Source organism: Streptomyces decoyicus (assembly GCF_019880305.1).
GTDB lineage: Bacteria > Actinomycetota > Actinomycetes > Streptomycetales > Streptomycetaceae > Streptomyces > Streptomyces decoyicus.
The window spans coordinates 7,322,283-7,343,451 of record NZ_CP082301.1; the positions used below are offsets into that span (position 1 = coordinate 7,322,283).

The 21,169-nt window shown below is 71.8% G+C and carries 20 protein-coding genes; 7 read left to right on the forward strand and 13 right to left on the reverse strand.

What is annotated here, in order from left to right; all coding sequences use genetic code 11:
• Positions 1-105 precede the first annotated feature (105 nt).
• From K7C20_RS31915 to K7C20_RS39310, 6 genes are all read right to left on the reverse strand, one after another.
• On the reverse strand, positions 106-1,269 hold the full coding sequence (locus tag K7C20_RS31915) for an LLM class flavin-dependent oxidoreductase (protein ID WP_053210580.1): 1,164 nt from the start codon (positions 1,267-1,269) through the stop codon (positions 106-108).
• Positions 1,270-1,450: 181 nt separating this feature from the next.
• Positions 1,451-2,656, reverse strand: coding sequence for an SfnB family sulfur acquisition oxidoreductase (locus K7C20_RS31920; protein WP_053210579.1), 1,206 nt, complete (start codon positions 2,654-2,656; stop codon positions 1,451-1,453).
• Positions 2,657-2,732: 76 nt separating this feature from the next.
• Positions 2,733-3,287 carry an NADPH-dependent FMN reductase gene (gene ssuE / locus K7C20_RS31925; protein WP_053210578.1) on the reverse strand — a complete coding sequence of 185 codons (555 nt, stop codon included), beginning with the start codon at positions 3,285-3,287 and terminating at the stop codon, positions 2,733-2,735.
• A 117-nt stretch (positions 3,288-3,404) separates the two neighbouring features.
• Positions 3,405-4,622, reverse strand: coding sequence for an acyl-CoA dehydrogenase family protein (locus tag K7C20_RS31930; RefSeq protein WP_030088961.1), 1,218 nt, complete (start codon positions 4,620-4,622; stop codon positions 3,405-3,407).
• 126 nt (positions 4,623-4,748) lie between these two features.
• The gene (gene sfnG, locus K7C20_RS31935) at positions 4,749-5,921 is read right to left on the reverse strand and encodes a dimethylsulfone monooxygenase SfnG (protein WP_167352559.1); all 1,173 of its coding nucleotides are present in this window, start codon (positions 5,919-5,921) and stop codon (positions 4,749-4,751) included.
• A 391-nt stretch (positions 5,922-6,312) separates the two neighbouring features.
• Complete coding sequence (locus K7C20_RS39310) at positions 6,313-6,408, reverse strand: putative leader peptide (RefSeq protein WP_342452605.1); 96 nt, start codon at positions 6,406-6,408, stop codon at positions 6,313-6,315.
• 251 nt (positions 6,409-6,659) lie between these two features.
• Between K7C20_RS39310 and K7C20_RS31940 the strand changes: the two genes are divergently transcribed.
• The gene (locus tag K7C20_RS31940; RefSeq protein WP_030088964.1) at positions 6,660-7,580 is read left to right on the forward strand and encodes a LysR family transcriptional regulator; all 921 of its coding nucleotides are present in this window, start codon (positions 6,660-6,662) and stop codon (positions 7,578-7,580) included.
• A gap of 25 nt (positions 7,581-7,605) precedes the next feature.
• Here the strand turns inward: K7C20_RS31940 and K7C20_RS31945 are convergent, their stop codons facing one another.
• Positions 7,606-8,919, reverse strand: coding sequence for an SWF or SNF family helicase (locus tag K7C20_RS31945; protein WP_053210586.1), 1,314 nt, complete (start codon positions 8,917-8,919; stop codon positions 7,606-7,608).
• Positions 8,920-8,942: 23 nt separating this feature from the next.
• The gene (locus K7C20_RS31950) at positions 8,943-11,927 is read right to left on the reverse strand and encodes a DEAD/DEAH box helicase (protein ID WP_053210577.1); all 2,985 of its coding nucleotides are present in this window, start codon (positions 11,925-11,927) and stop codon (positions 8,943-8,945) included.
• A gap of 148 nt (positions 11,928-12,075) precedes the next feature.
• Here K7C20_RS31950 and K7C20_RS31955 point away from each other — a divergent pair, with 148 nt between their 5' ends.
• Entirely contained in the window at positions 12,076-12,258 is a 183-nt protein-coding gene (locus K7C20_RS31955; RefSeq protein ID WP_030077786.1) for a hypothetical protein, read from the forward strand.
• Between the two features lie 626 nt (positions 12,259-12,884).
• On the opposite strand, the gene K7C20_RS31960 is transcribed toward K7C20_RS31955, so the two are convergent.
• On the reverse strand, positions 12,885-13,667 hold the full coding sequence (locus tag K7C20_RS31960) for a hypothetical protein (RefSeq protein WP_030077784.1): 783 nt from the start codon (positions 13,665-13,667) through the stop codon (positions 12,885-12,887).
• Between the two features lie 110 nt (positions 13,668-13,777).
• Here K7C20_RS31960 and K7C20_RS31965 point away from each other — a divergent pair, with 110 nt between their 5' ends.
• On the forward strand, positions 13,778-14,194 hold the full coding sequence (locus tag K7C20_RS31965; RefSeq protein WP_053210428.1) for a hypothetical protein: 417 nt from the start codon (positions 13,778-13,780) through the stop codon (positions 14,192-14,194).
• Between the two features lie 110 nt (positions 14,195-14,304).
• A complete protein-coding gene (locus tag K7C20_RS31970) occupies positions 14,305-15,201 on the forward strand; it encodes an oxygenase MpaB family protein (RefSeq protein WP_030077779.1) in 897 nt (298 codons plus the stop codon).
• A gap of 56 nt (positions 15,202-15,257) precedes the next feature.
• Here K7C20_RS31970 and K7C20_RS31975 read toward each other — a convergent pair whose 3' ends face one another.
• Complete coding sequence (locus tag K7C20_RS31975) at positions 15,258-15,869, reverse strand: class I SAM-dependent methyltransferase (protein WP_030077777.1); 612 nt, start codon at positions 15,867-15,869, stop codon at positions 15,258-15,260.
• Positions 15,866-17,353 carry a purine-cytosine permease family protein gene (locus tag K7C20_RS31980; RefSeq protein WP_030077775.1) on the reverse strand — a complete coding sequence of 496 codons (1,488 nt, stop codon included), beginning with the start codon at positions 17,351-17,353 and terminating at the stop codon, positions 15,866-15,868. The genes K7C20_RS31975 and K7C20_RS31980 overlap by 4 nt, the downstream gene beginning before the upstream one ends.
• 306 nt (positions 17,354-17,659) lie before the next feature.
• Here K7C20_RS31980 and K7C20_RS31985 point away from each other — a divergent pair, with 306 nt between their 5' ends.
• Positions 17,660-18,274 carry a GTP-binding protein gene (locus K7C20_RS31985; protein ID WP_030077773.1) on the forward strand — a complete coding sequence of 205 codons (615 nt, stop codon included), beginning with the start codon at positions 17,660-17,662 and terminating at the stop codon, positions 18,272-18,274.
• A 75-nt stretch (positions 18,275-18,349) separates the two neighbouring features.
• Here the strand turns inward: K7C20_RS31985 and K7C20_RS31990 are convergent, their stop codons facing one another.
• Entirely contained in the window at positions 18,350-18,778 is a 429-nt protein-coding gene (locus K7C20_RS31990) for a PPOX class F420-dependent oxidoreductase (protein WP_030077771.1), read from the reverse strand.
• Positions 18,779-18,949: 171 nt separating this feature from the next.
• On the opposite strand from K7C20_RS31990, the gene K7C20_RS31995 reads away from it, so the two are divergent.
• Positions 18,950-19,357 carry a roadblock/LC7 domain-containing protein gene (locus tag K7C20_RS31995; protein ID WP_030077770.1) on the forward strand — a complete coding sequence of 136 codons (408 nt, stop codon included), beginning with the start codon at positions 18,950-18,952 and terminating at the stop codon, positions 19,355-19,357.
• A 79-nt stretch (positions 19,358-19,436) separates the two neighbouring features.
• Entirely contained in the window at positions 19,437-20,333 is an 897-nt protein-coding gene (locus K7C20_RS32000; RefSeq protein WP_030077769.1) for a DUF6397 family protein, read from the forward strand.
• Here K7C20_RS32000 and K7C20_RS32005 read toward each other — a convergent pair.
• A complete protein-coding gene (locus K7C20_RS32005; RefSeq protein ID WP_053210429.1) occupies positions 20,264-21,133 on the reverse strand; it encodes an acyl-CoA thioesterase in 870 nt (289 codons plus the stop codon). The two genes, K7C20_RS32000 and K7C20_RS32005, sit on opposite strands and share 70 nt — an antisense overlap.
• Positions 21,134-21,169 lie beyond the last annotated feature (36 nt).

Here is a 21,169-nt window from a genome sequence, read left to right on the forward strand (position 1 = left end):
CGGCGGCACGGCGCAGCCGGATGGGGAGGATTGGGCCGAGGAGGGGGCCAGGGCGTCGCGGCGGGCCGCCCGGCTCATGGCTCAGCGGTCCACCCGGCCCCTGCTTCAGCGGCCCACCCCGGCGGCGAACGGGACCTGCACGGCGGCCGGGGAATCGTCGTTCCGCGCCGCCGGATGCCGCCACAGCCCGGCGTCCCGCAGCACCGGCAGCACCCCCTCCCCGAACCAGTACGCCTCCTCGACATGAGGGTGGCCGGAGAGGATGAACTCCTCGATGCCCAGCCGCTGGTACTCCACGATCCGCTCCGCCACCTCCGTGTGGCTGCCGACCAGCGCGGTGCCCGCACCGCCCCGCACGAGTCCGATGCCGGCCCACAGATTCGGCGCGATCTCCAGCCCGTCGGTGCGGCCGCCGTGCAGTGCCAGCATCCGGCGCTGCCCCTCGGACTCACTACGGGCCAGCCCCGCCTGCACCGCACGTATCGCCTCCGGGCCGAAGCCGTCCAGCAGCCGCTGCGCCTCCGCCCAGGCCGCCTCCGCGGTGTCCCGGGTGATCACATGCAGCCGGATGCCGAACCGCACCCGGCGCCCGGCGCGGCCGGCCAGCTCCCGGATCCAGGCGATCTTCCGCTCGACCTCGGCCGGCGGCTCGCCCCAGGTCAGATAGACATCGGCGGTGCGCGCGGCCACCTCTCCGGCGGCCGGGGAGGACCCGCCGAAGTACACCGGCGGCACCGGATCGGGCACCCGGGCCAGCCGGGCGCCCGCCACCCGCAGCTGCTCCCCGGTGAAATCGACCGTCTTCCCGTCCCACAACTCCTTGACAATCTCCAGGAATTCGCCGGTGCGGGCGTAACGGTCGTCCTTGTCCAGGAAGTCCCCGTAGGCGCGCTGTTCATGGCTCTCGCCACCGGTGACGACATTCAGCAGCAGCCGTCCGCCGGAGTGCCGTTGAAAGGTGGCGGCCATCTGGGCGGCCAGGGTCGGTGCGATGATCCCCGGCCGGAACGCCACCAGGAACTTCAGGCGTTCGGTCTCGCGGGCCAGCATGGCCGTGGTGAGCCAGGCGTCCTCGCACCACGCTCCGGTGGGGGTGAGTGCCCCCTCGAAGCCCAGGTCCTCGGCGGCGCGGGCGATCTGCGTCAGATAGCCGAGGGTGGCGGGCCGCTCCCCGCCGGCCGCCCCGGCGGGCAGACCATGACCGCCGCCGACGACATGCCGGCTGTCGCCGTAGGTGGGCAGGAACCAGTGGAAGGTGAGGGAGGACATAGGGGCTCCGAAGGAGAAGAGAGAAGAGAAGGAGAGGGAAGAGAACGGGTGGGGGCGGGTCGGGGCCGGTCGTCAGAGCGGACCGTGCCGGGGCGGCGCGTCAGAGCAGACCGTGCCGGGGCGTGGCGTGGCGTGGCGTCAGAGCGAACCGTGCCGGGGCGGGGCGGGGCGGGGCGGGGCGTCAGAGCAGACCGTGCCGGGGCGGCCGGGTGCCGTTGAGGACGTACCGGCCGATGTGCTGCACCTTCCAGCGGACCGGGTCGTGCAGGGTGTGGGTGCGCGCGTCCCGCCAGTGCCGGTGAAGATTCAGCCCGTCCAGGGCGGACCGGGTCCCGGCCACCTCGAACAGCGCGCTGCCGGTCTCCACCGCCGCCTCCGCGGCCACCACCTTCGCCGCGGCCACCGCGATCGACGCCTCGGCGGCGGAGTCGTCGGTCAGCGCGAGCGTCGCGGCGTCCACCGTCCGCGCCGCCGACACCAGCAGCGACTCGGCGGCCCGCACCCGTACCGCCAGTTCCCCGAACCGCTGGATCAGCAGGGGGTCCTCGGCGGCGCTGTCGAGACCGCTCTCGAACCACGGCCGGCTCTTGGTGCGGACGAAGGAGGCGGCCTCGGCCAGTGCGCCGCCGGCGATTCCGGTGTCGATCGCGGCATGCAACAACTGGGCGACCGCACCGTGCAGTTGGGGGCCGCGGAAGGTGAGGTGATGCGGGACGACCCGGTCGGCCGGCACCGTCACGTCCTCCAGGTGCACCGTCCCACTGGCCGTGGTCCGCTGCCCCATACCGTCCCAGTCGTCGACGATCCGCACCCCCGCCGCATCCCGCGGCACATACGCCACATAAAGCGCCTCGTCCCGGCCACGCGCCAGCACCGGGATCCAGTCGGCGAACACCGCACCGGTCGCATAGTGCTTCACCCCGCTCAGCACATACGAACCGTCCGCCGCGGACACCAGCCGGGTACGGATGTCCTGCACATGCCGGGTCCCCGCCTCCGACTGCGCATTGCCCAGCCGCCGCCCCGCCAGCACCTCACCGAAGAAGAAGGCCTGCTGCCCGGCGGTGCCCTGACGGCGCAGCACATTGAGGTACACGAAGTGGCTCTGCGGGATCTGGGACAAACTGGCGTCCCCGGTCGCCAGCAGCCGCACCACCTCGGCCAACGTCTCGGTCCGCACCTGTGCGCCCCCGTGGGACCGCGGCACGGTGATGGCCAGCAGTCCGCTCGCCGACAGCCGCGCCAGCTCGGTGTGTGGCAGTCGGCGAACGGCGTCCCGCTCCGCGGCACCGGCCCGGAACTCCGCGGCCAATTCGGCCGCGACCGCCAGGGCCTCGGCGTCATCGGAGATCACATGGGTGGTGGCGGGCCGCGCGGTAGCGGTCACGGTGCTGCCTCCAGGGGGAGCGTCGAAAGGGCGGGGCGGGGCGGAGCGGGGCGGAGGGGTGGCGGGGAGGCGGCGGTCAGCTCGCGACGGACAGCAACGGGCTGCGCCCGAGCGCCCCGGAGAACTGGTCCAGAACGTGGTCGAGCCCTTCCCGCGCCCCGGGGTCGACGGCCAGCGAGCCGTCCTCCCGTACGGCCAGATGCCGGTCGAGGACGAACCAGCCCTGGACGATGTGCGCGGCGCCCATGGATGACAGCACCGGCCGCAGCGCGTAGTCGATCGCCAGGACGTGGGCGGTGCTGCCGCCGGTCGCCAGCGGCAGCACGGTCTTGCCCGTCAGCGCGTACTGCGGCAGCAGGTCCAGCAGCGACTTGAGCAGACCGGAGTAGGCGGCCTTGTAGACGGGCGTGCCGATGACGACGCCGTCGGCACGGGCGAACAGTTCGGTGGCCTCGACAATCGCCGGATGGCCGAAATCGGCCCCCAGCAGGGCCTCGGCGGGCAGTTTGCGGGCGTCCAGCGGAATGACGTGGTGCCCCTCGTCGGCGAGCCGGGCGTCCAGCTGACGCAGCAGACGGGCGGTACGCGAGGTCGCGGAGGGACTTCCGGAGACGGACAGAACGGTGGCCATGAAGGGATCACCTCGAAGTGCAGAGGGCGAGAGGGGAGAGGGAAAGAGGGGAGAGGGGAGAGGGAAGCGATGAGCGCCGGGTCGGGTCGGGGCGGAGCGTAGGGAGCGGAGCCGGCGTCAGGAGTACCAAGTCGGCTCGGGGAGTGCGCCGTCGAGCACGAACCGGCCGACCTCACGGCGCTTGTAGGCCACCGGGTCGTGCAGGGTGTGCGTGCGGACGTTGCGCCAGAAGCGGTCCAGGCCCTCGGCGAAGGCGGTGGACCGGGCCCCGGTCACCTCGAAGATCCGCTGGGTGACCTCCAGGGCCACCTCCGTGGCGCGCGCCTTGACGGCGGCGACCCTGACCTCGAACTCGCCGCGGTCCCGCTCGGTCACCGCGTCCGGATCGTCGTGCAGCCGCTGCCCCTCCTCGGACACCCGGTCGGCCAGCGCCTCGGCGGCCCAGAGTTTGCCCGTCAGATCGCCGTAGATGTCGATGACGTACGGCTCGTCGGCGGCCCGTTCATGGCCGCCGTGCAGCCAGGAGCGGGCCTTGGTACGGGTGTAGACCGCTGCCGTCTCCAGGGCGCCCGCCGCGATACCGAGGTAGAAGTGGGCGAAGACCAGCTGGATGGTGGGTACGTTGAGGGTGTTGTAGACACTTGGCCGAAACGCCTTGTCGACGTACCCGGCGGCCGCGGACCACGGTGCCCGTACCCCGTCCAGGGTGACGCCGCCGCTCTCGGTGAGCCGCTGCCCGATGTTGTCCCAGTCGTCGTGGAACGTCAGCCCGGCGCTGTCGGACGGCACGATGGCGAAGACATGGTCGTCGGTGCCTTCCAGGACCCCTTCCAGCACGGTGACGTCGGAGACCTTGCTTCCGGTGGAGAACGACTTCCGGCCGGTGAAGACCAGGGTCTCGCCCTCGTCCCGTACCACCACGTCCTTGTCGCGCGGGTTGACCGCGCCGCCGAAGAACCATCGTTGCCGGGCGGCCTCGGCCTCCACGTGTTCCCACTGCTCGCGGGTGCCGACCAGCCGCGCGGCCCAGTTCCACAGATAGTGGTAGCCGAGCAGCTGGCCGATGGACCCGTCCGCCTTGGCGACCTCCCGGATCACCCGGTACGCGGTCGGCCAGTCCTGGCCGGCGCCCCCGTGCGCGGTGGGCCCGAGAAGGGTGACCAGACCGGAGTCCTTGAGCAGCTGGACCTCGGCATACGGGGTGGCGCCCGCGTGGTCACGGGCGATCGCGTCGGTGGCGAGGACGGCGGCGACCTCCGCGGCGCGCTCGATCCAGCCCTGCGGGCTTTCGGGTGCGGGCCGGGTGGCCCAGTCGGTCGGAGCGACGGTGCTCATATCAAGTCTCCTTGGATGGTGGCGTGATAGGGGGGTGCGCGCGGGCGTTCAGGCGCTCGGACGCTAGGGCGCTCGTGCTCGCGGGCTCGCGTGCTCCCGTGCTGGCGTGCTCCCGTGCTGGCGTGCTCAGGGCCGGGCGGCTGCCGGAACCGGGCCGGACCACGGCGCCGCGTCCGCTCCCCGGGACGGTGCCTGCGCGCCCTGCTCCTGTGCCTCCAGCTCGCGCACCAGCGGCAGCACCCGCTCGCCGAAGTACTCGACCTCCTCCAGGTAGTGGAGGAACCCGAGCAGGAACAGATCCACGCCCAGCCGCTTGTAGGCCACGATCCGCTCCGCGATCTGCTCCGGTGTGCCGATCAGGCCCGTACGGAAACCGTCGTTGTACTGGACCAGGTCCTCGAAAGAGGAGTCCTGCCACATGCCCGTGCCATCGGCCGTGGACTGTCCGGCCTGCTTGACCGCCGAGCCGAAGCCGTGCACCGCCTCGGTGTCCGCCTTGGCGATGATCTCCCGCAGCACGTCGCGGGCCTCGGCCTCGGTGTCCCGCGCGATCAGGAATCCGTTCAGCCCGAAGCGGGGGGCCGGCCGGCCCGCGGCGGCGGCCGACGCCCGGACGTCCGCGAGCTGCTCGGTGACGCCGTCGAAGTCCTTGCCGTTGCTGAAGTACCAGTCGGACACCCGGCCGGCCATCGCCCGCGCCGCGGTGGAGTTGCCGCCCTGGAAGATCTCCGGATGCGGGCGCTCGGCGGTGTTGAGCGGTTTCGGCTTGAGTGAGAAGTCCCGGATCCGGTAGAAGTCCCCGGCCAGTTCGGCATGGTCCTCGGTCCAGATGGTGCGCAGCGCCCGGATGAACTCCTCCGCTCGCCGGTAGCGCTCGTCATGCTCCAGCCAAGGTTCCCCGAGCGCGCTGAACTCGCCCTTGAACCATCCGCTGACCACGTTCACCGCGAACCGGCCGCCGGAGAGCTGATCGGCGGTGGCACCGAGCTTCGCCAGCACACCCGGGTGCCACAGCCCCGGATGCACGGCCGCGATCACCTTCAGCCGCTCGGTGGCCAGCAGCAGCGCGAGGCTGAAACTCGTGGACTCGTGCTGGAATTCGGCGCCGTAGCTGGCCATATAGCGGACCTGGCTCAGCGCATACTCAAAACCGTTGTTCTCGGCCAGCACCGCCAGCTTGCGGTTGTAGTCGTACCCCCAATCGGTGCGCTGCTCGATGGTGCTGGTCACCAGGCCGCCACTGACATTGGGCACCCAATAGGCGAAGCGTGCGGGGCCGGGGGCGGGCAGGTCGGACATCAGGATCTCCCGGTGGTGAGGAAAGCCGCGTGCAAGCCCGCGTGCAAGCCTGCGTGCAAGAACGCGTGCAAGAACGCATGCAAGAAGGCATGCAAGGGCCACGTGCAAGAAGGCGGGTTTCATAAGGCCGTGCAAGTAGTCGTGCATGAAGCGCATCGAAGTGAGCGCGCCCCTTTCGCACGGAATGGCGCGCGACACGTGATGAATGCAGAGGTGCTGAATGCAAGTGCTGAATGCAGGTGCTGAAAGGGGAGGATCGCCCGGTCGGCGAGGCGAGGCAGCGACCGCCGCGAATCTCATTCCGGAAAGGAAATCAACGACCGGTGCAGGTGCTCCCAGCCGTCAGTGCTCCCAGCCGTCAGCGCTGGCACCTGCCGGCGCTCCCAGGTCGTCAGCGCTCCCGGCCGACACCGCGACAGAGCGAACTGGAGATCCGTGCGAGATCGACGTGACGCCGTCGGGTGAGCTGCTTTTGTTGCTGCTTCATGAACGTGTCACCTCCTCGCAACAATTGCTCCGCGCCGGCCAATGGGCGACGGCTCCTGCGGCCCTTTCCGGTCAATGTGGCCGCCTCCCTGCCGAGTTTAGCGATCGAACTGCGAAGCGTCGATACGGCATAGGTGAAGTGGTGATAGGGTTCCCCTTGAACCGGAGGCGAGCTCCCCACCGAGAGGCCTCAAAGGCGAGTGAATCCACCGAGGTTCACCATCGGTACCGGACCACCGGGGTGCGTATTCCGTGCGGATCGAACAACTCGAATACATAGCGACTGTCACCCGCCTCGGCTCGCTGCGCAGAGCTGCCGAGGAACTCCATCTGTCCCAGCCCGCATTGAGCGAAACCGTCCGTAATCTGGAACGCGAACTCGGTGTGGACGTCCTCGACCGCAAGCGCTCCGGCGCGAAGATCAGCGAGGACGGCCGCGAGCTGCTGCCGCACATCATCGGAGTGCTCGACGCGGTCGACAAACTGCGCCGGGCCGCGGACGACCAGCACCACACCAGCCGGATGGTGCGCCTGGGAACGGTCAACGCCGCCACGGTTCCGCTGCTGGTCCCGGCCATCCGCGAGTTCCGGACCGGGCATCCGCTGACCCAGGTCGAGGTGATCGGGGCCCAGCAGGCCGACATCCACCGCGCGCTGCTGGAAGGCAGCCTCGACCTCGGCCTCGTCAACTACCTGCGCGGCGACGACCTCCCACCGGACGTCCACACCACCGAACTCCTGCGGGGCCGCCCGGTGGTGTGCCTCCGGCCGGACAGCCCGCTGGCCGGACTCGGCGAGGTCTCGGTGACCGAGCTGCTCGCCCAGCCGCTGATCGTGATGCGCTCCGGCTATGTCATGCACCGCTTCGTCCACCGGCTCCTCGAGGGACGTACGCCCTCCTTCTCGTACTCCACCGACGGCGCCGAAATGGGCAAGCTGATGGTCGCCGAGGGCCTGGGTGCCACGGTCCTGCCCGACTTCAGCATCATCGGCGACCCGCTGGAACGCAGCGGGACCATCACCTACCGCCCGCTGGCGGCCGACTCCACCGACGTCCTGATGGTGATCCAGCGCCGCCGCTCCGGCTCGGTCCCCAGGGCCGCCCGCGATCTGCACGACCTCTTCGTACGACGAGCGGCCGCACACCCGGCGGCAGCCGAAGGCGGAAGCTGACCCGTCTCACCCTGGCCCCTGTCCCTCACCCCTCCGCGGACAGGCCCGCCCACGCGCCCGCCGGATCGTCCGTGGCCGGTCCGGCGGGCACCCACCGCCCGTCCTCCCTGCGATACGGCCACCAGCGTCCGTCCCGCCCGTAGCGCAACTGGGCGGCGCCGCCGATCACCGTCCAGCGGTTGCGGGTGGCCCGCAGCCGCGGCCGGGCCTCGCCGTCCTCCCAGGCGGCCGCGAGCTTGCCGGTTGCCCGTGCCAGCGCCTCCGGCCCCGGTGTCCAGTCCTCCTCCAGGACCGCGAGCCCGGCTGGGCCACCCACCTCCCAGGCGCGTACGGCCGCCGCCAGGTCCCGTGTCTCCCGGCCCGAACCGGCCGCGAGCCGCGCCGATATGACCTCTCCGGGGCCGGCGGCCGCCAGCCGCACCGCATCCTGGGCGGGAGTCAGCACCGTCGGCGGCGGACTGTCCGGGTGCCGGGCGGAGAGCGCATCGGCCAGCAGCCGCTGGGCGCGCGCCGCCGTGTCCGCGATCAGGAGCTCCAGCGCGGCCACGTCCACCCCGGGCGCGGGCGGGGTGCCGCCACCGAGCACCGGCGGAGCACCCGGCACGGCGACCGGCGGCGGTGCCGCGGGCAGCGGCGGCAGAATGTCGCGCGCCGCATACGCCTCTGCCGCCGGCACCCCCGCACCGGACCGCTCCGCCGCCACGTCCTCGTCCGTCGGCCCCACTGCCCGCGCCGCGCCGCGCGTCTGCAACTCGTCGAGCAGTTCCCCCTCGCCCCGGCCGCGCAACAACAGCAGGACGAACGGGTCCTGGTCCAGGAGCCGTGCCAACTGGTAACACAGCGCGGCCGAATGCGCGCAGTGGTCCCACGCCCCGCAGCTGCACTCCGACTCCAGGTCGCCGATGCCGGGAAGCAGCTCGATCCCGGCGGCGGCCGCGTCCTCGACGAGCACCGGCGGCATGTCCCGGTCCAGCAGCGCCGCGATATGCCCGGCCCGGTCCGCGACCATGTCCAGGAATCGGTCCCAGTCCGCCGTGCTCAACTGCTGTAGTAGGACATCGGACCGGTGCCGCGTATGGTCGCGGTCCTGGACGACCGCCGTGATCCGGCCGGGGCGCACGGACACCGCGCCGACCGCACCGCCCCGCGCATGCCGCCGGCCCAGCCTCAACTGCTCACCGTCCAGCGCGGTGTCCTCCAGCGCCTTGAGCCACGCCTGCCCCCACCAACTCCGCGCAAAGGCGCGCCCACGCGCCACAGGCAGGGCACCGAACGTCCGCGCACAGTCCGCCGAGCCCTCCTCGTCCGGACACCTCGCACTCTCCTGCTCCGGATTCATCGGTTCTTCCCCTCCGAGCGTGTTCATCGCTCACTCCCTCGCAGTGCGACCAGATCCGCCAGCGCGGCGTCGGTGAGTTCGGTCAGTGCGGCCTCTCCGGACCCCAGCACCGCATCGGCCAACTGCTGCTTACGGGAGAGCATTTCGGCGATCCGGTCCTCGATCGTGCCCTCCGTGATGAACCGGTGGACCTGCACCGGCCGGGTCTGCCCGATGCGGTAGGCCCGGTCGGTGGCCTGTGCCTCGACCGCCGGATTCCACCAGCGGTCGAAGTGCACGACATGCGCCGCCCGGGTGAGGTTCAGACCGGTACCCGCCGCCTTCAACGACAGCAGGAACACCGGCGCCGCCCCGTCCTGGAAGCGCCGCACCATCTCCTCGCGCCGGGCCACCGGTGTCCCGCCGTGCAGGAACTGCGTGGGCACCCCGCGCGCCGCCAGATGCCCCTCCAGCAGCCGCGCCATCTGCACATACTGCGTGAACACCAGCACGCTCGCGCCCTCGGCCAGCAGAGTGTCCAGCAGCTCGTCGAGCAGCTCGACCTTCCCCGAACGCCCCGCGATCCGCACCGCTCCCGCCGCACGGCCCCCTTCCGCCCGGTCGTTCTCCTTGAGGTACTGCGCAGGGTGGTTGCAGATCTGCTTGAGCGAGGTGAGCAGCTTGACCACCAGCCCGCGGCGCGCGAACCCGTCGGTCCCGGCGATCTCGTCGAGTCCCTCGCGCACCACCGCCTCGTACAGTCCGGCCTGTTCCCTGGTCAGCGCCACCGCACGGTCGGTCTCCGTCTTGGGCGGCAGCTCCGGCGCGATCCCCGGATCGGACTTACGGCGGCGCAACAGGAACGGCCGCACCAGCCGGGCCAGTCGCTCGGCCGCCGTGCCCGCCTCGGGGGATGCCGCCGCGCCGCCCTCGATGGCCTGCGCATAGCGCGTACGGAACCGGCCCAGCGGCCCCAGCAGCCCCGGCGTCGTCCAGTCCAGGATCGCCCACAGCTCCGACAGGTTGTTCTCCACCGGGGTGCCGGTCAGCGCCACCCGGGCCTTGCCGGGGAGGGTCCGCAGCGCCCTGGCGGTCGCGGAGAAAGGATTCTTGATGTGCTGTGCCTCGTCGGCGACGACCAGCCCCCAGCCCACCTCCGCCAGCTTCGCGGCATCGACCCGCATCGTCCCGTAGGTCGTGAGCACGAACTCGCCCTCCGCCAGCTCCGTCAGGCTGCGCCGCCCGGCGTGGAAGCGGCGCACCGGCGTGCCCGGCGCGAACTTCTCGATCTCCCGCTGCCAGTTGCCCATGAGGGAGGTGGGGCAGACGACCAGCGTGGGGCCGGCTGATTCGGGACAGGTCTGCCGGTGCAGATGGAGGGAGATGAGAGTGATCGTCTTCCCCAGCCCCATGTCGTCGGCGAGACAGGCGCCCAGCCCCAGCGACGTCATCCGGTGCAGCCAGCCGAGCCCGCGCACCTGGTAGTCGCGCAGCGTGGCGGTGAGCGCCGCCGGCTGCCGGACGGGCACGGCGTCGCTGCCTTCGGGGTCGGCGAGCCGGTCGCGCAGCCGGGCGAGCGGGCCGGAGGCCTCCACTTCCACCCGGCTGCCGTCCGCGTCCTCGGCGGTGCCGGTCAGTGCGGCGCCGAGCGCATCGAGCGGCGTGATCTTACGGTCCTGACGGTCCCGGGCCGCCCGCAACGCCTCCGGGTCGATCAGCATCCACTGGTCGTGCAGCCGCACCAGCGGCCGTCCCGCCTCGGCGAGCCGGTCCAGCTCCCTCTTGTCCACCTCCTGGCCGCCCACCGCGAACCGCCAGCTGAAGGAGAGCAGGGCATCCGCGGACAACAGGGAAGGCAGCCCCGACTCCGGCCCGTCCCACCCGTCGGCGCCCCCGCCATCGGGCGGGCCCACCACGGCCCGACTGGTCAGCGAGCGTGCAAGCTCCCTGGGCCAGTGCACCTGCACCCCGGCGGCGGCCAGCGCCCGGCCGGCCGGACCGAGCAGCTCAGCGATTTCCTCATCGGCGAGGTCCAGCGACCCGGGCACCGCCGCGGACAGCAACGGGGTGAGCGCCGCCCAGGCAGCCGCTGCACGGCGCAACGTCAGCAGCGTGTCCATCCGCGCCCGCGACCCGAAGGCCTGCCCGGCGGGCGACGTCCCGGCCCACACATCGGCGGCATCCGCGATCAGCGTCGGATCGGTGAGGCTGTGCAACTGGAGCACGGCGCTGAAGCCGATGCGAGCATCCGAGGGCACCACCCCGACGTCACCGCCCCCCTGCCCACTGATTCCCTCCGCCCCCATGCCGTGCGCCTCGACCCGCAGCGAGATCCGCACGCCCGCGTCATGTCCCGCGGCGACCTCCGTGGCCCAGGCCCGCTGTTCGGGGATGTGCTGCGGGGCGGGCGGCAAGGCCGGCGCCCCGGTGACCAGCGCCGCGCCGGGGGAGCGCGGCAGCCCGTCCGCCACCGCGTCGAGAAAGGCCCGTACCTGCCCCTCGGGGTCCGGCAGCGCCAACGGGTCGGAATCCGGGAGCGGGACGGCGTGCGCGTAGGGGGGCATCGCGGCGGCGAGATCGCGCAGCCGCCCGACGTCCGCCGGGTCGAGCGGCCCCAGCCGCCAGGCGTCATATCCGGCGGGACTCACCCCGGGCAGCAGCCGGCCGCGAGCCGCGAGCTGTAGCGCCAGTACGGCCGCGGCGCCCCAGAAGGCGGCAGCCGGATGGGTACCCCGCGCGGCCCGCGCCCGGGTGAGCACCGGCACGGCCTCAGCGACCGTCAGAACCAGGGCCGGAACCTCGCACAGGGAAACCCCACCGTCCTCCTCCGGCAGCGCCACCTCCAGCCGCTCCATCGCCCCGGCCCCGCCCCACGCACCATCCGCGCCGAGCACCTCGCCCACGAGCTCGCCATCAGGCCGCCAGAACGCGACCCGCCCCGCTCGTGGCGGATCCGACGGCAGGAAAACCGCTGCACAGCGGGAGAGCGCGGACAGCTGAGCGGGCGTGACCACGGGGAGGGATGTCACTGCTTCCCGAACTCCTCAAGTTTGACTACTGGCGCCTGGAGCGCCCGAGAGTACAGGACGGCACGCGCTTACCTGGAACCTGCGGCGCGAAAACGGCGTTCAATGGAGTACACAGAGCGCGGCGCACGCCGCGGAAGGGGAGTGAAGGATGTCCACACAGGCGAAGGTCGCGGTCGGCGGCGTCGCGGTGGGAGTGATCCTGCTGTGGCTGCTGCCCTTCTGGGCGGCCCTCTTGGTCATGGTCGGGGTCCCGGCCGTCGCGTATCTGACGCTCGACTCCTCCCAACGACGCCGACTGCGCCGCGTCAGCCGCAAACAGATCGGCCGCTGACCGAGCAGACACCCGCCCCGCTCCGGGCGCCCCCGGCATCGCCTTGCTTGCGTGCCGTACGGCCACCACCCGTACGCGCCTACGGCTCTCCTGGCCCGCGCTCGATTCGGCGAGCCGGGGCTGTGGGCGGGCACTGGCCGGGCAGGCGGGGCCACCGCCCGAGCCACGTAACTCGGGTGACTCGGCCATCCCTGGCACGGGCGCGGCTGGCCCCATAGCCCGGCGTGCGGTCGGTGACGGACAGCGCCGCCGGGCCGCAGACGGGAACGTGTGCAGGTCGGAGGGGATGTACCGAGGACCGCCCGCAGGACCGGAGCAAACGCCGGGGTACTCAATCCCGCGTACCAGTGGGCCCGCGCCGAGGACGGGCTCCGGTGCGTCCCCTCCGACCCCCGCGGCAACCACGAGCCCCGCAGACGCCAGCCCCCACCGGCCGCACGCCCGCCACGAACCGCACAGCCAGGGCGTCAGCCCACCGCCCGCCGCGCACACCGCCCGCGAACCCCGCCAAGACCCCCACGAACGCCCGCCTCAGGCCTCAGGCTGACCCGCGAAGACCGACCCGCCCAAGAACCGACCCGCCCGAGACCGCCCGCCCAAGACGACCCGCCCAAGACCGACCCGCCTCAGACCGGCCGCGCCGCCAACTCATCGAGCGACGACAACAACCCGGGAAGCGCAGGCCCCCGCCCCACCGGATGCACCTCGCCCGGCTCGTCATCCAGCAGCACGAACGCAATGTCATCGGTACGAGCAACCATGCTCCAGCCGGGCCCGTCCACCCGCAGCGTCCGCGCCTCACCGGCCGCGAACGACGACCGTACCCGCCCCGGCGGCGGCGGCTCGTTCACATAACCGCGCGCCTCCTCCAGCACCCGCCGCACCCCCTTGTGCGCATGACCCCCCGGCTCGGCGAAGCTGTCGTCGTCATCCACCTGCTCGCGCCACGCCGCCCACTGCATGGCGATCTCGTCCGCGCCCAGCCGCCGTTGCGCCGGCCCCCACCCCTCGGCGTCCGGCGGCGCGAGCGGCGCCGGGTCGCCTTCCTGCGGTTCCGGATCGTGCGGCTGCGGCACCCCCGGCGCCGATACGGCGAGCGCGAGCGGCCAGCCGGGCATCGCCCCGATGATGCTGCCCTCGCCGGGGGAGAGGTCGTACTCCATCCCGCAGTCCCAGGCGGCGATCGCACACGCGACCAGCGACACATCCTCCGTCGCCACGGTCCAGCGCGCGCCCTCACTGTCCTGACCGAGGACCAGCCCGTAGCCCTCCGCATACGGTTCGAGGCCGAGGCCCGCACACACCTCGGGGTAGTCGTCGCCGAGCACGCTCGGGAACTGCGCGGGCGTCAGCAGCACCGCCGTCAGCACGAACAACTGGTCGTTGTCGGCGCTCTCGGTCGTGGGCACGCGGGCCTCCCCATCCAATCCGTTGCGGAGTACGTCGGCGCACCCTAATTGGCTTGGGAGGGGCTTGTCACCAGCCGTACGCTGCACAGATGTGTTTTTACAGCAGTCGCATGCACTTCGTGTGCCTGGCCTGCCGGGCCGCGTGGAAGAAGACGCCGGCCTCGCAGGGCCCGGTCCGCTGCCCGCAGTGCCGCGCCGAGCTGATCAACGCGGGCGCCGACCTGGCGGTCCCCAAGAGGCGCGACGAAGCCGGCTGGCGCGCCCTGGAGGCCGTACTGCGCGCGGGCCTGACCTTCCACGGCGGCTGCTGCGGTACGGGCCCCGGCTACCGTCCGCGCACCCCGCGCGAGGTCCAGGAGCGGCTGGCGCTCGCCGGCCGCACCGGCATGCCCGTCAAGAAGGCACTGGCCGTAGTGGATCCGACGCTCACGGACCGCTATGGCGCCGCCGCGCGCACTCCAGGGCGCGGCACCCGCACCGCACGGCGCGCGACCGGCGTGCCCCCGCGCTCACCGAAGACCGCCTGACGCTACGGAATCCGGCCATCACCCGGCCCGATCTGACGCCCGCCACCCCCTCCAACTCCCCTCCGCCCCCCTAAAATCGGCACGTCGGCGAACGAAGGGACAGATGCCAGGTGCGGCGCTACGACTGGTTGAGGGAGATCCGGCGGCTCGACCCGGAGCGCGACTTCCTGCGGATCTACCGCATCATCGCGACCCATGAATTCCCCTGGGACATCACCAGAGCCCTGGAGCTGGCGCTCTACCGCACCTACGCGGTGCCGAGCATCGGCCGGCTGCTCGCCGAGACCGCCGAGCTGACGGACCGTACGCAAAAGCGCTACGACGACACCGCTCTCCTCCTGGATGCCGTCGTCGAGCACGGCTTCGACGGCGAGGACGGCCGGACGGCGATCCGCCGGATCAACCAGATGCACCGCAGCTATGACATCAGCAACGAGGACATGCGCTATGTCCTGTGCACGTTCGTCGTGGTGCCCAAGCGCTGGCTGGACGCATACGGCTGGCGGCGGCTGACCGCGCATGAACAGCAGGCCGTCGCCGTCTATTACCGCACCCTCGGCCGTCATATGGGCATCACCGAACTCCCGCAGACCTACGAGGACTTCGAGCGGTGTCTCGATGCCTACGAGGAGGCGCACTTCGCCTGGGACGAGGGTGCGCGCAGGGTGTCGGACGCCACGCTGGACCTGATGGCAGGGTGGTACGGCCCGCTCGCTCCGGTGGTGCGCGGAGCGAGCATGGCCCTCCTGGACGACTCGCTGCTGGCGGCGTTCCGGTACGAGCGGCCCCGGCCGACGGTCCAGAAGACGGTACGCACCGCCCTGAAGCTGCGTGCCAAGGCCGTGCGGCTGCTGCCGCCCCGTCGCACTCCCCACTACGCCCGTCAGAACCCCGAGATCAAGGGCTATCCGAACGGCTTCAAGGTGGCCGAGCTCGGTACCTTCCCCACCGCCCGCCGCACGGGCAGCTGTCCGGTGCCCCACGTGGAGGGCCCGGCGGAGTCCTGAACCCCGTACGCCGTCGGTCGAGTTGGGCCGCCGGCCAGATGGGGCCGCCGGCCCGGTTACGCCCGGCGGACCGCCAGGGCCAGATAGCGGGAGTCTTCGTCCTCGTACCGGATCAGGTCCCAGCCGCAGTCGTCCAGGAGGGGCCGCAGGTTCGGCTCCGCCCGCAGGTCGTCGGGGGTGACCGGGCGGCCCTTGCGGGCGGCGAGGGCGGCCCGCCCGATGGGATGGAAGAGAGCCAGCCGGCCACCGGGGCGTACGGCCCTGGCGAGTTCGGCGAGGCCGCCCGCCGAGTCCGGCAGGTGGGAGAGGAGCCCGGCGGCGAAGACCGCGTCCAGTGCGGCGTCGGGCAGCGGCAGCCGGGTCACGTCCGCGAGCAGCAGCGCCGCGTCACGGTCGCGCCCGGCCCGCACGGCGGCCTGGAGCATCTCGGGCGTGAGATCCGCGCCAAGCACCGCCCCACGCGGTCCCACGGCCGCCCGCAGCGCGGGCAGCGCGCGCCCCGTACCGCAGCCGGCGTCCAGGACCCGGTCGCCCTCCTGGAGGCCCAGTTCGGCGACGCCCGCGGCATAGGCGGGACCGTCGTCGGGGAACTTCGTGTCCCAGTCGGCGGCGCGTGACGCGAAGAACGCACGGACCTCGTGCGGCCGGTCGGCGTGGTGGTCGGTCATCGGGTTCCTCCGGGGGTGGGACGGTCGGCGAGGGAGGCCGTGCAGGCGTACAGGGCCGCCGCGACGGCCAGGGCCACCACGACGCCGAGGTTCATGGCGCCCAGCGTCCCCCGGGCGGCGCCGTCGGTGAGCAGAAAGCCCACGGCTCGGGCGATATGGGGGTCGCCGGAGGTGATCAGGCCGAGTCCGACCGCGGTCGCGACGGCGAGCGAGAGCACTGCCGGCCAGCCCAGGGTCCGTACGGACGTCAGCTCGAAGCCGGTGTGGCGGCGGCGCCACTGCTCCACGAGGAAGACGGCCGTCCAGGCGGCCATCGCCACCCCGATGACGGACAGGAACGCCTGGAAGGTGGCGAAGAAACTGGGGGAGACGAACAGCACGTACCAGCCGCCGAAAGCCATCAGCGCACCGTCCACCAGGACGGCGAGGTGTCGGCGGACGGGGATGCCCAGGGCCAGCATCGACATGCCCGAGCTGTAGATGTCCATGATCGCCCCGGAGGCGAAGCCCCCGATGGCGGCGAGCAGATACGGCACCAGGAACCAGGTCGGCAACTCGGCCGCGAGGGCGCCTACGGGGTCGGCGGCCGCGGCCTCGGCGAGCTTCGGATCACCGGCGTTCAGCAGCACGCCGAAGGCCAGCAGCGCCAGCGGGGGCAGCACCCCGCCCAGCGTCGTCCACCAGGTGACCGCCCGCCCGCTGCTCGTACGCGGCAGATAACGGCTGTAGTCGGCACCGCAGTTGACCCAGCCCAGGCCCAGGAGCGTCATCGCGAACACGACGCCGCCGAGGCAGGTGCCGAGGCTGGCGGACGGGCCGTCCCCGAGGGCGGACGGATCGATGCGGTCGGCCATCAGCACCATGTACACCACGGTCAGGGCGGTGATCGAGGCGGTCAGATACTTCTGCACCTTCATGATCAGTGCGTGCCCGAAGATCCCGACGACCACGACCGAGACGGCGGTCACCACGAAGCACAGCACCTGCGCCGCCGTGGTCGGTGTCCCCCCGTCGGCACGGGCGAACGTACCGGGCGCGACCCGGGCCAGGATCGCGGAACCGCCGAGCGAGGAGAGCGCGACCAGTACGGTCTCCCAGCCCACGTTGGAGACATAACTGAACACGGTGGGCAGCTTGTTGCCCTGTGTCCCGAAGGAGGCCCGGCCGATGGCCATGGTGGGTGCGCCCGTGCGCGCCCCGGCGACCGAGATCAGACCGACCAGGAGGAAGGACAGCACATAGCCGAGGGCCCCGGTGACGATCGTCTGCCAGGGGCTGAGCCCGAGGCCCATGAGGTAGACGCCGTAGGCGATGGACAGCAAGGACAGCCCGGAGGCGGCCCACGGCCAGAACAGCGACCGGGGGGTGCCGTGCCGTTCGGCATCCGGCACCGGATTGATGCCGTTGCGCTCGACCGCCCCCGTCGACGGGTTCGCCGCCGTCGCCGGTGGGCCTACCCGCTTCTGTGACTGCTGCTGCGTCATGCGCTCATGATCCCGCACGGGCCCGGCCGGCCCGCCGGGCGAACGTTTTCTGCCCGATATGGCCGGGGCCCCGGGGCCCGCGGCGGTGCGCCGTGGAGGTCCAACTACCACGAATCCGGCGGTGGGTGGGCTTCTTGATCCGAAGACGTGGCGGCTTTGGCGAATCCGGGGAAATCCCCCTCTACGGGGGGTACGGTCCTCGCCATGGATTTCGGACGGCCCTCCGCCGCCGAAGGCTCCCCCCGCCGAGCCATCGATCCGCATACCCGTGACGCGCAGGACCCTGCATCCTGGAGGAGACGGCCGATGAACGCCGCACAAGGGGCCCCGGAGGACGCAGCCCCGGGCCCCGACGCCGAGTTGACCCTGAAAATTTTAGTCGCGGGCGGCTTCGGCGTGGGCAAGACGACCCTGGTGGGCTCGGTCAGCGAGATCCACCCGCTGCGCACGGAGGAGCGGCTCAGCGAGGTGGGCGAGACCGTGGACGACACCGGGGGAGTGGACGACAAGGGCACCACCACGGTGGCGATGGACTTCGGCCGCATCACCATCAGGCAGGGCCTGTCCCTCTACCTCTTCGGCACCCCTGGACAGGACCGCTTCTGGTTCCTGTGGGACGACCTGTCGGAGGGCGCGCTGGGTGCCGTGGTACTGGCCGATACCCGGCGGTTGCAGGACTGCTTTCCGGCCGTCGACTACTTCGAGCGCCGCGCGATCCCGTTCCTGGTGGCCGTCAACTGCTTTGCGGAGGCACGGTCCTACGGGGCCGACGAGGTGGCCCGCGCACTGGACCTGGACCGTGGCACACCGGTCGTGCTCTGTGACGCAAGGGACCGCGACTCCGGCAAGGAGGTGCTGGTCCGGCTCGTCGAGCACGCGGGACGGCGGCACTCCGCCCGGGTGCTCGATTCGGTGGGCTGACCGGCGGACGGCCGACGTGGCGCGGAGGTCCGGACGGCCCGCGCCACGCACGCCGCGGCCCGCGCCACGCATGCCTCAGTCGGCGACAGCCGCGAGGGCGATGGCCTTGTCGATCTTGACCCGGACCACCAGCTCGCCCGGCACGCCGTTGCGGGCGCCGTACTCCTCCGCCCGGTCCTCGCCCATGTAGCGGGCCGCGATCCGGGCCGCCCAGTGACGTACGTCTGCCAGGTCGTCACTCATCTCCGCCGTCCCCTGTACGACCACGAAAGCAAACGGCGGCCGTTCGTCGTCGACGCACAGGGCCACCCTGCCGTCGCGGGCGAGATTGCGGCCCTTGACCGTGTCCTCGCCGGTGTTGAACACCAGCTCATCACCGTCCATGAGGAACCACACCGGGGCGAGGTGCGGGCTGCCGTCGGCGCGTACGGTCGCCAGCTTCCCGGTACGGGTGCCCTCGGAAAGGAACCTCTGCCACTCATCCTTCGTCATCTTGTGTGCCATGCCGACATCCTCATCCATGCGGCACACCCGAGCGCCGCGTGGCACGCCGTCCGTCCGTGGGGCCGCTTGCCGAGACGGCGGAGGTGGGACAGGCTGGCACGGCAGGTCGCGGACGGGCCGCGGGTGCCGTCCGGCCAGGAGTGCGGACGGGGATACGGGGAGGAAGCAGCAATGGCATTGAGCAGCGGACTCGACTGGCTGCTGGACGACCTGACCAAACGGGTGGAGAAGGTACGGCACGCGTTGGTGCTCTCCAACGACGGTCTGGTGACCGGGGCGAGCGAGGGACTGGAGCGGGGTGACGCCGAGCATCTCGCGGCGGTCGCCTCGGGAATGCACAGCCTCGCGAAAGGGTCGGCGCTCCACTTCGGAATCGGCCGGGTGCGCCAGACCATGGTCGAGTTCGACGACGGGGTGTTGTTCGTGACGGCGGCGGGGGACGGCAGCTGTCTGTGCGTGCTGGCGCGCGCCGACGCCGACATGGGCCAGGTCGCCTACGAAATGACGCTGCTGGTCAATCGCGTCGGGGAGCATCTGGGCGTGGCGGCCCGCCAGCCGGAAAGTTATCCACAGGTCTGAAGCGGGGCTTGACTCCCTGTCACCGCCTGCGGCTATCGTCGTCACTGTCAGTGATCGACCGAGTTGCGGGGGAAGCGACATGACAGTGATGTGCGAGGGGCGGCAGACGCTCACCATGGGGCGCGCGGCCCGCGAACTGGAGCTGCGGACCGGCGAGTTCGAGCTCGCCACCCAGCTCGGAGAAGTGCGGACGGTCCCGCCCGCGGCCGACGACCGGCCGGCCGGCACCGGATCACTCGGCAGGCGCCGGGTCCCGCTGGAGGAGATCACCCGGCTACAGGCCGAGCCGGGCTTCCCGGACGCGCTCCGCGAACGGATCCGCGCGGTCAGCACGACCGAGGCCGCCGCGCTCATGGGCATCGGCCCCGGCCGGGCCGGGCGTCTGACCCGGGCCGGCTGCTTCAGCCCCGTCCGTTTCTATGTGAACCGCTTCGGCGCGGTGGTCTGGCTCTATCTCGCGGCCGAGGTCGCCGACTTCGCCGACCGCGAACCCGACCTGATGCGGGGCAACACCCCGGCGGCGATGCGGGTGATGCTCGACAGCGGACAGGACTGGCGGGCACGCCAGTGGCGCAGCCGACGGGTCGCCCAGCTCATGGGACAGACCGACGACCCCTGGGAAGCGGCCGCGGTGCTCGCCGCCGTGCTGCCGCCGGAGGAGCTGGCCTCGGTGGCCGAGGAGCCACTGGAGCGGTCCCTGCTGCGCCGGCTCAGGCCCACCCTGGCGTCCGTGATCACGGTGACCCCGGCCGCCCGGGAGTCCTACGAGCGCGTGCTGACGGCGGATGAGTTCGACGAAGTGCTGTGGTACCGCGTCCATCTCTCCCGGTGCCTGGAAAGGGCCCGCCGACAAGACCCGGGACGGCTGCGGACCCCGGCCGCCGTTCCCTCCACCGCCCGCCCGGGTCAGTCCCCGAGCTTCCTGAACAGCCCTTCCTGGACGACCGAGACCAGCAGCCTGCCCTCCCGGTCGTAGATCCGCCCGCGGGCCAGGCCGCGGCCTCCGGTGGCGATCGGCGACTCCTGGTCGTAGAGGAACCACTCGTCGGCGCGGAACGGACGGTGGAACCACATCGCGTGGTCGAGCGAGGCCATGTCGAACCCGCGCGGACCCCAGAGCGGCTCGACAGGGATGCGGACGGCGTCCAGCAGCGTCATATCGCTGGCGTAGGTCAGCGCGCAGGTGTGCACGAGCGGATCGTCGCCCAGCGGCCCGACCGCGCGCATCCACACCGCGCTGCGGGGCTCCGCATCCTCGATCTCCTCCGGGGTCCAGCGCAGCCGGTCGGCATACCGGATCTCGAAGGGCATCCGGCGTTCCATCCGCTCCAGCGATACGGGCAGATCGTGCAGGCGCTCGCGGACCTCTTCCGCGACCGTCGGCAGCTCCTCCGGGTCGGGCACCACCCGACGCAACGGCAATTGATGATCGAAGCCGGACTCCGGCTTGTGGAAGGAGGCGGTCAGATTGAAGATCGTGCGTCCCTGCTGGACGGCGACGACCCGGCGGGTGGTGAAGGACCGCCCGTCGCGGACCCGCTCGACCAGGTACACGATCGGCACCCCGGGCCGGCCCGGCCGCAGAAAGTACGCATGGAGCGAGTGGACCGGGCGGTCACCTTCCGTGGTCCGCCCGGCCGCCACCAGCGCCTGGCCCGCGACCTGCCCGCCGAAGACCCGCTGCAACGATTCCTGCGGGCTGCGGCCCCGGAAGATGTTCACCTCGATCTGCTCGAGATCGAGCAGATCGACCAGCTTATCGGCGGGATTGCTCATGACCGGTGGCCCTCCGTCAGATCCTTCGGCGGCCTC